Genomic DNA, 13,966 nt, shown 5'->3' on the forward strand with positions numbered 1-13,966 from the left:
GCAAAAAAACATAAGGGTATGATCCAATGATTGCGGGAATTGGTATAGATATAATCGAATTTAAGAGAATAGAAAAAAGCTTACGAAAGAGTGACCGCCTAGTAAACCGAGTTTTAACGGATGCTGAGAAAGCTATTTACATAGGATTAGAATCTGAAAGAAGGAAGATAGAATTTTTTGCTGGAAGATTTGCAGCAAAAGAAGCATGTGCTAAAGCTTTTGGTACGGGGATAGGTAGTCTGAGTTTTCAAGATATCGAAGTTTTGCCAGATTCAAAAGGTGCACCAAAAATATCGGTAAAAGATAGAATGTTTTCAATCTTTGTTTCGATATCACATAGCGAGTCTTACGCTATTGCACAGGTCATTTTAGAGAAATAAATCTAGTTCACATGAGCATAATTGCAATGAAAAAAAAGAAATTTTTTTAAAGCTTGTCAGGCTAGTCTGCATATTCGTCTAGTTTGTCTCATAAGATTTTAGTGCGGGTAGGAGGGAACATTGTGCACATCGTAACCGCAAAAGAAATGTACGAAATGGATCAATATGCTATAAAGCATGGAGGTATTGATGGGAAAATATTGATGGAAAGTGCCGGAAGGGCTGTTAGTTCTAAGGTGGAGGCTTTGATTGAAAGGTCATCACGTATTCTAATCCTAATAGGAAGCGGAAATAATGGTGGAGATGGATTTGTCATTGCCAGGACACTAATGAATCAAGGTTTTTCTGTTACTACCTGTCAGCTAGTTGCCGACTGTAAAATAAAAGGTGATGCCAGCTATCATAAACAAGTTTTTGAAAATTATGGTGGTGCTGTGCAACTAGTCGAAAATGCTGAGGAGCTACTACCATTTCTTGATAGAGCAGATATTGTGGTAGACGCCATTTTAGGGATAGGCTTTTCTGGTCAACTGCGTGGTTCGTTCGTAGACATTATCCAACTAGTAAATGAATCCCAACCATATGTTATATCAGTCGATATACCAAGCGGTGTTCCTGCTGATGAAGGAAATGATCTTCAAGTAGGAATTAAAGCAAACTATACGGTCATCATTGAAGCACCGAAAATGAGTGCTTTTATCGAAAAGTTTGCGCCTTTTTATGGTAAATGGGAGGTTGTGAAAATAGGGTTGCCAAAAGCGGCATTTAAGCTAGGGTGTACCCGAATGATTTGGACGGATAGTGAACGAAGCGAAACGTTACCTAAGAGGGAGACATACTCTCATAAAGGGAACCATGGCAAGGGGCTAATAATTGGCGGGTGTCTAGAAATGCCTGGTTCAGTCGCCATGACAGCTAAGGCTGCATTACGTTCAGGTGCTGGATTGATTACAATAGGTACCGTTCCGGAAGCCATACCATCTATCTCCTCTTATTGTAGGGAAGCAACCTATCGTAGTCTAACTAGTGAATCGGGCTTTATTGTGGGCGATCCAATGATTAATTTCCAATCCTATGGTGGTATCGCGATTGGTATGGGAATGGGGCGTAACGCATTAACAGCGACATTCACTAGAAAGGTAGTTACGGAGGCTGCTATACCAGTTTTGATAGATGCTGATGGTCTATACCATGTAAAAAAGGACTTAGATATCCTTTTAAGGAGAGATCATCCGACAATTTTAACTCCACATCCTGGCGAAATGGCAATGCTTGTAGACAAATCGATTCAAGATGTTCTGCTACGTCCATTTAGTCTTGCCAAGCAATTTGCTAGTAAATATCGTGTGTACCTCGTGTTGAAAGGTAAGCATACGATTGTAACGGATCCGTTTGGGAACCAATGGGTGAATCCAACAGGGAATGCTGGGTTGGCAAAAGGTGGAAGTGGGGATGTGTTATCGGGTATTCTGCTTACAATGCTAATGCAAAGTGAGTCGGTCCAAAAAGCATTATCAAACGGTTGCTTCCTACATGGGAAATCTGCTGATGAGTTAATATCGAGTAAACATGCTAAGCAAGATCTGTTAGCGACGGATGTTATTGATGGACTTGCTGCTGTATTTCGTACCATTTCTTAGATGTGAAACGAAGTTCCCTTTGTCCTTTTGAAATGAGACAAGGGAGAGTTGTGACCATGAGAAAATATTTCGGCGTAGGGATCATCGCCCTATTGATCCTAGTGTTGGCTGCCTGTGGGGAAAAGTCAAAAGAAGATGTTGTAAAAAAATTAGAGCAAAGTGTAGAAGAGATGAGTGGTTATCAAGCGGAGGCGACAATGAGTCTAAAAACAGGTGAAGAAAGTCAAACGTATAAAATTGACGTTTCACACAAGAAAAAGGACTTTTATCGCGTATTGCTAAAAAATGAACAAGATAAAGAGGGAAGCCAAATCATTCTTAGAAATAAAGATGGTGTATTTGTGCTTACTCCAGCGTTGAACAAAAGCTTTAAGTTCCAAAGTGATTGGCCGAACAACAGTAGTCAACCGTATTTGTACCAGTCACTTGTAAAGGATGTCTTAGATAATTCTGATGCAACATTCAAATCCACTGAAAAATATTATGTCTTTGAAACAAAAACAAACTATCAAAACAATAACAACCTTCCATATCAGGAGATATACTTTGATAAAAAGTCATATACACCTGTAGCTGTTAAGGTGCTAGATAAGGACAAGAATCCACTAGTTGAAGTTGATTTTAGTAAATTTGAGATTGATCCGAAGTTTGCCAACGATACTTTTGAAATCGAAAGTAATATGACAAGCAGCTTGTTTGGTATTCCTGTAATGGCAGGGGAAGAAACAAACCAACAGCTTAGCGTATTATATCCAAATGAAAAGATGGGTGCAGAGTTAGTGGAGGAAAAAGAAGCAGAAACAGAAAATGGAAAAAGAGTAATGCTTTCTTATGAAGGTGAGAAAAACTTCACCCTTGTACAGGAAAAAGTTAGTGCATATCCTACAAGTGCAGCTGCTCCTGAATCGGTTACTGGTAATCCTGTAAGCCTAGGATTTACAATGGCTGCTCAATCTGCTTCTTCGCTAGAGTGGAGTTTCAACGGCGTAAACTACTACTTAGCAAGTGAAGATCTAACAAAAGACGAAATGGTAACAGTTGCAAAATCTGTAGTTGGTCAATCCGTTAAATAATGGAATTAGGAAGAGAAGCAGACTCAAGGAATGAGGGTCTGCTTGTTTTTTTTGAGTACATTTTTATATGTATCAAACGTGAAATTTCTTACCGATTTTTACCCATATATAGAAACTTGACAGTACACCTACCTCGGGTGAATAATTGAAAAATAACCCATGAGAGGAGTGGTGGAATTGCAACAAACATTTTATAGAGATTCATGGGTTGAGGTTAATCTAGATCATATTGATTATAATATTCAACAATTAAGGCAACGCCTCTCTGAAAGTACTAATATATATGCAGTAGTGAAAGCAAATGCTTATGGGCACGGTGATATTCAGGTTGCCAAGAAAGCATTAAAGGCAGGTGCTTCTGGCTTAGCTGTTGCGCTTTTAGATGAGGCAATTAAACTTAGGGAAGCGGAGATTACAGCACCGATTCTTGTAATGGGATGGATTAGGCCGGAGGATAGTGTTGTTGCAGCAAAATATAATATTACCGTTACCTTTTATCAAAAACAATGGCTGAAACAAGTGAAGCAACTTAAACTAGATAATACTTTAAAACTTCATATGAAATGGGATACCGGGATGGGAAGAATAGGCATTCGGACGATACAAGAGTTAGTCGATATCCTAGGGGAATTAAAAGAAGATAATGGTGAGAAATTCAATTTGGAAGGGATTTTTTCACATTTTGCCACGGCTGATGAGGCAAGCTTAGACTACTATAAGCAGCAAAAGTCTGTGTTCAATACTCTATATCAAACGTTCTCGGACAATTGGAATAAACCTGTCATTCTTCATACAGGAAACAGTGCTGCAAGTATGAGATTCCCAGACGAGATGTTACACTATGTACGCTTTGGAATAAGTATGTATGGACTGTACCCATCTCCTATTGTAAAAAAGGAAAGACCGATCGATCTAAAACCTGCTTTATCCCTTCATAGTAAGTTAATCCATGTAAAGAAGGTTGAGCCAGGCACATCCATTAGTTATGGCGCCACTTACACATCAACAGAGGAAGAATGGATAGGGACAATCCCTCTTGGTTATGCAGATGGAATACGAAGAAAACTTCAAGGGCAAGAAGTGTTAATTGAAGGAGAAAGGTATCCAATTGTAGGTAGAATATGTATGGATCAATTAATGATACGAATGAGTAAAGAATATCCAATTGGTACGAAGGTTACATTAATTGGAAACGAAAAACAAACAGAAATTACGATGGATGAATGGGCTGATAGGTTAGAGACAATCAATTATGAAATTGCTTGTATGATTAGCTATCGAGTACCACGTGTCTATATTGAGAATGGTGTTCAGATTAAATAATAGGCTTTTTTAATTTTAGAAAAATTGTTGCATGATTGTACATGGTTTTGTATAAAATGGTAAAAGGTAGTTTAAAGTAATTGTTTTTATAGTATCCTTTCTTTTACTTTTCGGCCACCTTGACACTCCCCTCGAAGCATCTAATGTGAGGAGATGACCAAATTTTTCTAATAGAAAATTTTAAAATGGCTTTGCAAAGGGTTATATAGAATGATATGATATTATTGGATTAAAAGACTGGGCTTGTATATGTTGGTGGAGGTGCATGGTTGTGTCGGAAAGCTTACAAGAGATAGTAGTAAGATTACCTAAAAACCTACTAAATGAGGTGGACGGTCTAATGAAAAGTGAAAATAGTGACTTGAGCGACTTTATTTATCAGGCTACAAAATCGTATTTGCGTGAAAAGAAAAAACGTCATATTCGAGAATCCATGCAAAGAGGCTATATGGAAATGGCTAAAATTAATCTAAATATTGCTTCTGAAGCTTTTCAAGCTGAAGAGGAGGCCGAAAACACCCTAGAGCGTCTAGTGAGTGGGGTGTAAGGATTTGATTGTCAAAAGAGGCGAGGTTTATTTCGCCGACCTTTCTCCTGTTGTTGGATCAGAGCAGGGGGGAGTTCGTCCAGTATTGGTCTTGCAAAACGATATAGGTAATCGTTTTAGCCCTACGGTTATCATTGCGGCCATTACCGCGCAGATACAAAAGGCTAAGTTGCCAACGCATGTCGAAATAGATGCACAAAAGTATGGTTTCGAACGTGATTCCGTAATTTTGTTAGAGCAAATTAGAACGATTGACAAGCAACGACTAACGGATAAGATAACACAATTAGATAATAGTATGATGGAAGAAATTGACAAAGCATTAGAAATCAGCTTAGGCCTTACGGATTTTTAAATTGATTAGGTGTTTTTATTCTTCTTAATAGTAAATGACCCTTGTCTTACGATTAGACAAGGGTCATTTACTATTAAAGATGATGATAGAAAAAGCTTTGTGGTGGAATCTTTTGCCTAATCAATGTAAATTAGAGAAGATGTATTTTTCATGATAGTCCTTTGGAAACAAGGGAGTTTTTCAGTCCTTCGTTTTCAGAGCAAATCGTAATAAACTGTTTAGTATAATATTATTTGCGCGTTTTTAATAAACATGTGACAATATATATAATTAATAGTGGTAGCGTGGAGGGAATAGGATGACTAACGAATTTAAAAATATTGTAGTAGAAAACAGTGATACAATTGTAAAAAAATGGCTTGGAGAAATTTCTAAAAATAGAGTGAACGATTATACTGCTGCTATTTCAGAAGAGCTTTTCCAAAGTACAAATAGGGAATTTGTTAATGTTATTTTTGCTAATTTGGATAAACAAGGTGTTGCCCCTGAGTTAAATGATTTCACGGAGAGACTTGTTAATTTAGGCTGGCCACTAAGCTATCTTACAGATGGTTTGCAAAGTTTTAGAAGGGTAACGATAGATTTCATATTAAGTCAATCTGAAAAAGTAGATACTTCTCATTTTTCTAAAGTATTAGATACTGTAGATAAGTGGGTAGATCCCATTATAAATCAGTTAGTAAATGAATACTCCGGTAGTTGGGAGCATATCGTTTCTTTACAGCGAGTGGCATTACAGGAGTTATCCGCTCCATTAATACCAGTTATGGATAATATAACAATTATGCCGTTGATTGGTACAATAGATACGGAGCGAGCTAAATTAATCATGGAGAACCTACTTGATGGCGTGATTAAGCATAATGCCGAAGTAGTACTAATTGATATAACTGGGGTGCCTGTTGTGGATACGATGGTTGCCCATCACATTATTCAAGCTGCAGAGGCAGTTAGACTAATAGGGTCTACATGTATTCTAGTTGGCATTAGACCGGAGATAGCTCAAACAATTGTCAATCTAGGGATAGACCTTGGGAAATTCCCAACTAAGAGTTCATTGAGAAAAGGATTCCAATCAGCATTAGAATTAACTAATCGTCATATTGTGGATAAATCAGAAGCGAATGATGATATTGAGAAAATACTAGATTCACTTAAATAGGAGGTGTCCATGTTATGAGAATACCTATTCTTAAGCTTCATAATTACTTGTTAATTTCTATTCAAATTGATTTGGATGACCAGACAGCCATTCAATTTCAAGAGGATTTATTAAGCAAAATACACCAAAGTGGCGCAACTGGTGTTGTTATTGATTTAACTTCAGTAGATATAATCGATTCATTCATAGCCAAGGTATTGGGAGACGTGGTTACCATGTCTGACTTGATGGGGGCTAAGGTTGTTTTAACAGGTATTCAACCCGCCGTCGCGATGACTTTGATTGATTTAGGAATTCATATGCAGGATGTACGGACTGCGCTAGATTTAGAGCAGGGATTGATTAAACTTCGACAGGAATTGGAGGAGTGATTATGGACTTCCAATCCTGTGTGAATATTCAAAAAGAATGGGATATTGTAGGGGCTAGACAACTTGGTAGAGACCGTGCTAAATCGATTGGATTTGGTACTGTAGATCAGGCCCGAATCGCGACAGCTATATCAGAACTTGCTCGAAATATTTACTTATATGCAGGAACTGGAAAAATCTGCTTTGAAACGATTGATGAAATGAGTCAAAAAGGTATAAGGATTATTGCAACTGATAACGGCCCAGGGATAAGAGATATCAGCCAGGTCATGGAAGATGGGTACTCTACATCTGGTGGTCTAGGTGCCGGGCTCCCTGGAGTGAAACGGTTAATGGATCAATTTGATATAGTCTCAAACCCTGGGAAAGGCACGGAAATAAAAACAATTAAATGGCTTCGATAATCTAAACGAAGCTTGTTTGGGTGCTTTTATTTAATCTTTCTGGAGGTTTTTGATGGATACACTTAAGCTTGATTTAGAGAATTATCGTGAATTGTTAAAACAATATATAGAAACCCAGGATGAATCATCATTATATCAAGTGGAGCAATTTAGTAAGATGTCAATGCAACAAAAGATATCTCCTGAGGAAATTGTAAATGCACATATACATGCTTTAAGGAAACTATACCCTGAATTGCCTGCTGAGGTTAATACTTCATTTGATTTTCTGCTAGAATCAATGATTTCATATGGATTGGCTTATCAGGAGTTTCAAGCACTACGAGAAAAACAATTAGAGCTTAAATCAGAGATCTCGGTAGCAGCCAGTATGCAGCAAACGCTTTTATCAACTGTTAGACCGCAAGTAAAGGGGTTGGACATAGGGGCAGTCAGTGTTCCAGCCAACCAAATGAATGGAGACTACTATCATTTCGTAACGGACAAAAATGAGACGTTAGGAATAGCAATAGCTGATGTCATAGGAAAAGGAATTCCAGCGGCATTAGCAATGTCTATGATTAAGTATTCAATGGATAGTTTTCCAGAAAGCCAAAGAAATCCAAGTTCTATATTAGGTAATTTAAATAGAGTTGTAGAAAGAAATGTAGATCCTAGTATGTTCGTAACGATGTTCTACGGCTTATATAATCCTTCAAGAGAAGTGTTTGAATACTCATCTGCGGGTCATGAGCCAGGGTTCTATTATAATGCCTCTATTGACAAATTTGAGGAGATTAAAACAAAAGGTCTTTTGCTTGGCGTTACGAATGATGCTACTTATGATCAGTTTGAAATAAAAATAAATAACAACGATATGATTATTTTACTGACGGATGGCGTAACTGAGTGTCGAATTGGTGATAGGTTTATCGAAAGAGAAGAAGTCCTTTCTGTAATTAAACAGTACACCCATTTACCTGCCCAAGAAGCAGTGGAACAGGTGTATAAACATTTTGAAAGGCTGCAAGATTTTCAGTTAAGAGATGACTTTACCCTTATTATTATTAGAAAAGAAGTTTAATAGGTTTGAATAATGGGTATTTATTATAAAATAATGACGTTGATGGAGGTAAACGCATGAATATAAACTTAGAAGTTGAAGTGGTCAATCAGGAATCAAGTGCATTAGTGTCATTAACTGGTGAAATTGATGCCTATACTGCCCCAAAGCTTAAAGATGCACTTTTACCTTTAACGAAGCGAGAAGGTTACTTAGTTGAAGTAAATTTAGATAAAGTTACGTACATGGATAGCACTGGTTTGGGTGTGTTTGTAGGTGCATTAAAGTCTACCAAAGAACACAACAGCCAATTAAAACTAGTTCAACTACAAGATCGGGTGTTAAGACTTTTTGAGATCACAGGTTTAGATAGCATAATAACGATTGACTCAACTGTACGGGGTGGAAATTAATATGGAAGACTTTGACTTCATTGAAATAAAAGTGCCGGCAAAAGCAGAATATGTAGGAGTTGTACGTTTAACTACTTCGGGAATTGCAAATCGTATGGGCTTTAGTTATGAAGAAATAGAAGATCTGAAGGTTGCTATTTCAGAAGCGATGACTAATGCAGCTACGCATGCATATGATGATAAAGAAGAGGGCGAAGTGACTGTTGGTTTTGGTTTATATGAGGATCGATTAGAGGTAATGGTTGCAGATCACGGAGGAAGCTTCGATCTTAGTGTTGTGAAACAAGATATCGGTCCATACCAACAACATGAATCAGTTGAAAATTTACGTGAAGGTGGGTTTGGTTTATTTTTAATTGATGCTCTTATGGATAAAGTAGAGATAAAAAATGATTATGGAGTAATTGTTCTGATGACAAAGTACCTCCATGAAAATGAGGTGGGATTAGATGACGACCAAATCTCAACCACACAATAGACGTGAGGATGAGGTTTACCAATGGATTAAACATCTTCAAGAGGATCCCCAAGATAAACAAACCCAAGAGAAAATAGTGTTAGCATATGAAGACTTAGTAAAATCTGTTGCTCGTAAATATTCAAAAAATAATTCCATTCATGAAGATCTAGTCCAAGTTGGGATGCTTGGTTTGTTAGCTGCCATTAGAAGATATGATCCTACCATTGGAAAGACCTTTGAATCGTTTGCGATTCCCACTATTATTGGTGAAATAAAAAGGTTCATACGTGATAAAACGTGGAGTGTCCATGTTCCTCGACGGATTAAAGAGCTAGGTCCAAAAATTCGGAAGGCTATTGAACACTTAACAACCGAACAACAAAAATCTCCCTCTATCAAAGATATAGCGAAATATTTGGAAGTTACAGAGGAAGATGTATTAGAAACGATGGAAATGGGCAAAAGTTATAAAGCGCTGTCTGTCGATCGTAAAATTGAGGCTGATTCAGATGGAAGTACAGTTTCGATCTTAGACTTAATTGGTAATGCAGATAAAGGATTTGAAAATATTGATCAGCAAATGCTACTGAAAAAAATTCTACCAATTTTGTCTGATAGAGAACAACAAATCTTAAAGTACACTTATTTTGAAAATAAAAGTCAAAAAGAAACTGGAGAATTACTTGAAATCTCCCAAATGCATGTTTCTCGTATCCAAAGACGTGCCTTAAGAAAATTAAGGGAAGCCCTTCAAGCAGCAGATAGCTCGGAGGTAATTAACTGATGCAGTTAGACAAGCGCATGGAAGTTTCGGTTTACCAAAAAGCGAAAAAAGGGAATTACTATTGTGGAGATAGTTACTTTTACCAAGAAACAGAGAATGAGTTTATTTGTGCTTTAGCAGATGGACTAGGTAGTGGTGAGTACGCAAGAGAATCCTCTCAAGCGGTTATGTCAATTATTGAAAATAATATCCATTCTTCCGTTGAACAAATCGTAAAAGAGTGTAATAAAAGCTTGTTAGGTAAACGAGGAGTTGTTTTGGGAGTCTTAAAGGTTGATTTTCAAACGATGGAGTATGCTTTTTCATCTATAGGAAACATTGGTATAATGTCGATTGCTTCTAATAACGAGAAAAAGAGGAATATTCCCAATTCTGGATACATTGGTGGTGTCCCGCGTCCTGTTAAAGTGTTGAACGGTAGAATAACAGATGATTTAATTTTTGTAATGTTTTCGGATGGTGTATCATCCAGGGATCTATCCGCCAAATACTTCTTAGGGAAAGATGTCCATGCGATAACGGAGTCTTTTTCAAGCTTGGTTGGGATCAATGAGAATGATGATACAACACTGATTGCTATGAAATGTAGATTGGCTTAATCATATATCTAGTTCTGGTTTCCACTCCTACCTTCCACGGGTAGGGGTTTTTTAATTTGCAAATAGAAATGCTAAAGCATGTACAAGTTCTAATTAGGAAAGTGATTCATTGTTTGATAAAATTAAAGGGACAGTAGTAAGGAGGAAGTTACAGTGAGCGAAGTTGTGCAAAAAGAACAATTAATAACATGGGTAGCTAAACAAGTAGACATAAAAGCTGCTTCGGTTAAACAGGTAATCTCATTATTGGATGAAGGGAATACAGTACCATTTATCGCAAGGTATCGAAAAGAACAAACAGGTACTTTAGATGAGGTACAAATTAAAACGATTCAAGAAAAGTGGCAATACATACTTAATCTAACAGAAAGAAAAGAAGAAGTAATCCGTCTTATCGATGAACAAGGTAAATTAACGCCAGAACTTAAGCTTGAGATAGAACAAGCTACACAACTCCAAAAAGTGGAGGATTTGTATAGACCGTATAAACAAAAAAGAAGGACTAGAGCAACAAAAGCAAAGGAAAAGGGACTCGAACCTTTGGCTGTAAGTATTTGGAAACAGGATTTATCCTCTGTTTCTCAGGAAGCGCAAGCTTATATTTCTGAAGAGAATGAGCTTCACAGTATAGAAGAAGTGATTGCAGGTGCCAATGATATTATTGCAGAGTGGATTTCTGATGATCCTAAGTATCGTGAGTACATAAGAGAGAAAACATTCAAAGTAGGTATAATTCAATCTGAAGCTAAAAATAAAGATAAAGACGAAAAAGGCGTATTTGAGATGTACTATGCCTATGATGAGCCTATAAGAGCTATTGTGTCACATCGGACATTAGCTTTAAATAGGGGTGAAAAAGAGGATATTATTAAGGTTAGTATTCAGCCTCCATTAGATGAAATAACGAGATATTTAAATAAACAAATTGTGAAAGACAAGGCGTCAAATGAAGTAAGGGAAGTTTTATCGGGTGCTATAGAAGATAGCTATAAACGTTTAATAGCCCCTTCTATTGAGAGGGAGATAAGGAATCAGTTAACAGAGCGTGCAGAGGAACAAGCTATTGACGTGTTTTCTAAAAATCTCAAAAACTTATTGCTTCAACCACCACTGAAAGGGAAGAATGTATTGGGTGTAGATCCCGCATTTCGAACAGGTTGTAAGCTAGCGGTAGTTGATGAGACTGGTAAAGTTGATGCTATTAATGTTATATACCCAACAGCACCTAAAAACGATATAGTTGGAGCAGAAAAAGTAGTATTAGAATACTTGAAGACTTATCCTATAGAATTAATTGCAATTGGAAATGGAACTGCCTCACGAGAAACAGAACAATTTATTGCGGACTTAATCAAAAAACACAACCTAACCGTTTCCTACATGATTGTAAACGAAGCGGGAGCAAGTGTTTATTCAGCATCTGCACTAGCAAGAGAAGAATTTCCTGATTTTCAAGTTGAGGAAAGAAGTGCAGTATCGATTGCGAGAAGAGTGCAAGATCCATTAGCAGAACTTGTGAAAATTGATCCGAAATCTATAGGAGTAGGCCAGTATCAACATGATGTTAGTCAAAAAAGTTTAAATGAGTCATTAGGCTTTGTCGTTGAGCTAGCTGTTAACCAAGTAGGGGTGAATGTAAATACAGCATCATCTTCCTTGCTTCAATACGTTTCTGGTCTTAGTAAGGCTGTTGCGAATAATATTGTGAAACAAAGGGATGCGGAAGGGAAATTTACAAATCGCAGTCAATTGAAAAAGATTCCTCGATTAGGAAATAAAACATATGAACAAAGTATTGGTTTCTTAAGGGTCTTAGATGGGAAGGAGCCTTTAGATCGGACGCCTATCCACCCCGAAAGCTATGCATCTACCAAGGAATTGCTTAAGATGATTAGCTGTACAACCGAAGACCTTGGTACAGATAAGCTTAAGCAAAACTTGAATAGTATTGACATTGAAGCTGTTGCAGAGAAGCTAGATATAGGGGTACCTACGTTAGAGGATATTGTAAAGGCGTTAGTTAGTCCGGAGAGAGACCCGCGTGACGATTTACCTCAGCCTTTATTAAAGCAAAATGTATTATCAATGGATGATTTAACACCAGGAATGGAACTTCAAGGCACGGTAAGAAATGTTGTTGATTTTGGTGTTTTCGTTGATGTTGGTGTGAAGCAAGACGGTCTTGTCCACATTTCCAAAATGTCTAAGCAATTTGTTAAACACCCGATGGATGTTGCCTCTGTCGGTGATGTAGTTACAGTTTGGGTAGACAAAATAGACGTTGATAAACAAAGGATTGCTTTATCTATGATTAATGAATAGTATATGAAGATACCAGGTATATCCTGGTATCTGCTATTTTTAGAGAATACGATCTCTGTAGAAAAACCAGCATTGATTAAGTATTTTGATTTGATATAGGTTTTTTTCAAGGTAGGCTTCTGCTAATTGCTTCTTGAACCAATTAGGCATCTTTTCTTCCTCCTCGATAATTATAGGATGAAACTATGTTAACGTGAATAAATAGAACTGACTGTAAGAGGACAGTCTTCTATATAGTATGAAATGATAGGCTAGGTGTGCATGTCTGATGATAAATATGGAACAAGACCAATTAGAACAGCTTGTAAATGAATTATCAATACAGTATTTTGGGAAACCTTATCTTGATAAGGTTTCCTTTAATAACCGACTAAGAACCACAGGTGGACGGTATATCCCATCTAGGCGAATGATCGAACTTAATCCCAAGTATCTAGTAGAGCTTGGAACGGATGAGTTTAATGGGATTATAAAGCATGAATTATGTCACTACCATTTACATATAGAAGGAAAAGGATTTAATCATCGTGATCCAGAGTTTAGGGCATTGCTAAGGGAAACAAATTCTCCAAGATTTTGTTCTCCATTACCTTCAATGAGAAAAGTGGCAAAGTACCAATACATTTGTAAAAAGTGTGGTCATGTATATAATAGGATGCGATCAGTAAATACTGCTAAGTATAGATGTGGCAGATGCAAGGGGAGATTAACAGTAAAATAAGGCTACTGTACCTAAATTTTACTAGAAAAAAGATTGTAAAAGCATTGACTATAAGTAGACTTCCGTGTTAAGTTAAATAAGCCTTATGAGTAGTCGCATGACTTAACCTATTAAGGAATATACTAGTACACTATAATTATTCATTGCACACTTGTCTTATGTTATTGGACAAAGTATATAATTATTTTTGTTTAGTCGCTTGACATTGATATTTGAGTGTTGTATTATATAAAACGTCGCTGATATTTCAGAGTTTGATGGCGAGAAAGATAATATTATTCCACAGTAGCTCAGTGGTAGAGCAATCGGCTGTTAACCGATCGGTCGTAGGTTCGAGTCCTACCTGTGGAGCCAATGGAGAAGTACTCAA

17 protein-coding genes and 1 tRNA gene are annotated in these 13,966 nt (G+C 37.1%); 17 read left to right on the top strand and 1 reads right to left on the bottom strand.

The genetic code is table 11. The features are described from left to right. The first annotated feature begins 26 nt into the window (after positions 1–26). The 15 genes from acpS to H7K77_RS03515 all read left to right on the top strand — a co-directional run bounded on the left by acpS (position 27) and on the right by H7K77_RS03515 (position 12,875). Positions 27–380, top strand: a complete 354-nt coding sequence (acpS, locus tag H7K77_RS03445; RefSeq protein WP_186576321.1) for a holo-ACP synthase — start codon at positions 27–29, stop codon at positions 378–380. A gap of 122 nt (positions 381–502) precedes the next feature. Continuing rightward, positions 503–2,020, top strand: a complete 1,518-nt coding sequence (locus tag H7K77_RS03450; RefSeq protein ID WP_186576322.1) for an NAD(P)H-hydrate dehydratase — start codon at positions 503–505, stop codon at positions 2,018–2,020. Positions 2,021–2,076: 56 nt separating this feature from the next. Further along, the gene (locus H7K77_RS03455) at positions 2,077–3,093 is read left to right on the top strand and encodes a LolA family protein (protein ID WP_186576323.1); all 1,017 of its coding nucleotides are present in this window, start codon (positions 2,077–2,079) and stop codon (positions 3,091–3,093) included. A gap of 177 nt (positions 3,094–3,270) precedes the next feature. Then, positions 3,271–4,416, top strand: a complete 1,146-nt coding sequence (gene alr, locus H7K77_RS03460; protein WP_235988818.1) for an alanine racemase — start codon at positions 3,271–3,273, stop codon at positions 4,414–4,416. Positions 4,417–4,681: 265 nt separating this feature from the next. Next, complete coding sequence (locus tag H7K77_RS03465) at positions 4,682–4,963, top strand: CopG family ribbon-helix-helix protein (protein WP_186576325.1); 282 nt, start codon at positions 4,682–4,684, stop codon at positions 4,961–4,963. Between the two features lie 4 nt (positions 4,964–4,967). Further along, a complete protein-coding gene (locus H7K77_RS03470) occupies positions 4,968–5,318 on the top strand; it encodes a type II toxin-antitoxin system PemK/MazF family toxin (RefSeq protein ID WP_186576326.1) in 351 nt (116 codons plus the stop codon). Between the two features lie 298 nt (positions 5,319–5,616). After that, complete coding sequence (locus H7K77_RS03475; protein WP_186576327.1) at positions 5,617–6,480, top strand: RsbT co-antagonist protein RsbRA; 864 nt, start codon at positions 5,617–5,619, stop codon at positions 6,478–6,480. A 14-nt stretch (positions 6,481–6,494) separates the two neighbouring features. Continuing rightward, positions 6,495–6,851, top strand: a complete 357-nt coding sequence (locus H7K77_RS03480) for an STAS domain-containing protein (RefSeq protein WP_186576328.1) — start codon at positions 6,495–6,497, stop codon at positions 6,849–6,851. Positions 6,852–6,853: 2 nt separating this feature from the next. Continuing rightward, complete coding sequence (locus H7K77_RS03485; protein WP_186576329.1) at positions 6,854–7,255, top strand: anti-sigma regulatory factor; 402 nt, start codon at positions 6,854–6,856, stop codon at positions 7,253–7,255. Positions 7,256–7,307: 52 nt separating this feature from the next. Continuing rightward, positions 7,308–8,318: a PP2C family protein-serine/threonine phosphatase gene (locus tag H7K77_RS03490; RefSeq protein ID WP_186576330.1), complete on the top strand. Its 1,011-nt coding sequence runs from the start codon at positions 7,308–7,310 to the stop codon at positions 8,316–8,318. A 56-nt stretch (positions 8,319–8,374) separates the two neighbouring features. Further along, positions 8,375–8,710, top strand: coding sequence for an anti-sigma factor antagonist (locus H7K77_RS03495; protein ID WP_222599196.1), 336 nt, complete (start codon positions 8,375–8,377; stop codon positions 8,708–8,710). A 1-nt stretch (position 8,711) separates the two neighbouring features. After that, positions 8,712–9,188 (top strand): anti-sigma B factor RsbW, encoded by a 477-nt coding sequence (gene rsbW, locus H7K77_RS03500; protein ID WP_186576331.1) that lies wholly within the window; start codon positions 8,712–8,714, stop codon positions 9,186–9,188. After that, positions 9,160–9,954, top strand: coding sequence for an RNA polymerase sigma factor SigB (sigB, locus tag H7K77_RS03505; protein WP_186576332.1), 795 nt, complete (start codon positions 9,160–9,162; stop codon positions 9,952–9,954). The genes rsbW and sigB overlap by 29 nt, the downstream gene beginning before the upstream one ends. Then, complete coding sequence (locus H7K77_RS03510; protein WP_186576333.1) at positions 9,954–10,553, top strand: protein phosphatase 2C domain-containing protein; 600 nt, start codon at positions 9,954–9,956, stop codon at positions 10,551–10,553. The genes sigB and H7K77_RS03510 overlap by 1 nt, the downstream gene beginning before the upstream one ends. 153 nt (positions 10,554–10,706) lie before the next feature. Continuing rightward, a complete protein-coding gene (locus H7K77_RS03515; RefSeq protein ID WP_186576334.1) occupies positions 10,707–12,875 on the top strand; it encodes a Tex family protein in 2,169 nt (722 codons plus the stop codon). 39 nt (positions 12,876–12,914) lie between these two features. Here H7K77_RS03515 and cmpA read toward each other — a convergent pair whose 3' ends face one another. Then, positions 12,915–13,025 carry a cortex morphogenetic protein CmpA gene (gene cmpA, locus H7K77_RS03520; RefSeq protein WP_186576335.1) on the bottom strand — a complete coding sequence of 37 codons (111 nt, stop codon included), beginning with the start codon at positions 13,023–13,025 and terminating at the stop codon, positions 12,915–12,917. Between the two features lie 118 nt (positions 13,026–13,143). Here cmpA and H7K77_RS03525 point away from each other — a divergent pair, with 118 nt between their 5' ends. Next, positions 13,144–13,596, top strand: a complete 453-nt coding sequence (locus H7K77_RS03525; protein ID WP_186576336.1) for a SprT family protein — start codon at positions 13,144–13,146, stop codon at positions 13,594–13,596. Between the two features lie 279 nt (positions 13,597–13,875). Next, positions 13,876–13,950, top strand: a tRNA-Asn gene (locus H7K77_RS03530). Positions 13,951–13,966 lie beyond the last annotated feature (16 nt).

It is taken from the genome of Aquibacillus kalidii, assembly GCF_014280935.1.
Taxonomy (GTDB): domain Bacteria; phylum Bacillota; class Bacilli; order Bacillales; family Amphibacillaceae; genus Aquibacillus_D; species Aquibacillus_D kalidii.

Coding starts and splice junctions, on each gene's coding strand:
- H7K77_RS03480 (WP_186576328.1), top strand. CDS start 6,495: ATGAGAATACCTATTCTTAAGCTTCATAATTACTTGTTAATTTCTATT.
- H7K77_RS03490 (WP_186576330.1), top strand. CDS start 7,308: ATGGATACACTTAAGCTTGATTTAGAGAATTATCGTGAATTGTTAAAA.
- H7K77_RS03455 (WP_186576323.1), top strand. CDS start 2,077: ATGAGAAAATATTTCGGCGTAGGGATCATCGCCCTATTGATCCTAGTG.
- H7K77_RS03525 (WP_186576336.1), top strand. CDS start 13,144: ATGATAAATATGGAACAAGACCAATTAGAACAGCTTGTAAATGAATTA.
- acpS (WP_186576321.1), top strand. CDS start 27: ATGATTGCGGGAATTGGTATAGATATAATCGAATTTAAGAGAATAGAA.
- sigB (WP_186576332.1), top strand. CDS start 9,160: ATGACGACCAAATCTCAACCACACAATAGACGTGAGGATGAGGTTTAC.
- cmpA (WP_186576335.1), bottom strand. CDS start 13,025: ATGCCTAATTGGTTCAAGAAGCAATTAGCAGAAGCCTACCTTGAAAAA.
- H7K77_RS03495 (WP_222599196.1), top strand. CDS start 8,375: ATGAATATAAACTTAGAAGTTGAAGTGGTCAATCAGGAATCAAGTGCA.
- H7K77_RS03475 (WP_186576327.1), top strand. CDS start 5,617: ATGACTAACGAATTTAAAAATATTGTAGTAGAAAACAGTGATACAATT.
- H7K77_RS03485 (WP_186576329.1), top strand. CDS start 6,854: ATGGACTTCCAATCCTGTGTGAATATTCAAAAAGAATGGGATATTGTA.
- H7K77_RS03510 (WP_186576333.1), top strand. CDS start 9,954: ATGCAGTTAGACAAGCGCATGGAAGTTTCGGTTTACCAAAAAGCGAAA.
- H7K77_RS03465 (WP_186576325.1), top strand. CDS start 4,682: ATGGTTGTGTCGGAAAGCTTACAAGAGATAGTAGTAAGATTACCTAAA.
- rsbW (WP_186576331.1), top strand. CDS start 8,712: ATGGAAGACTTTGACTTCATTGAAATAAAAGTGCCGGCAAAAGCAGAA.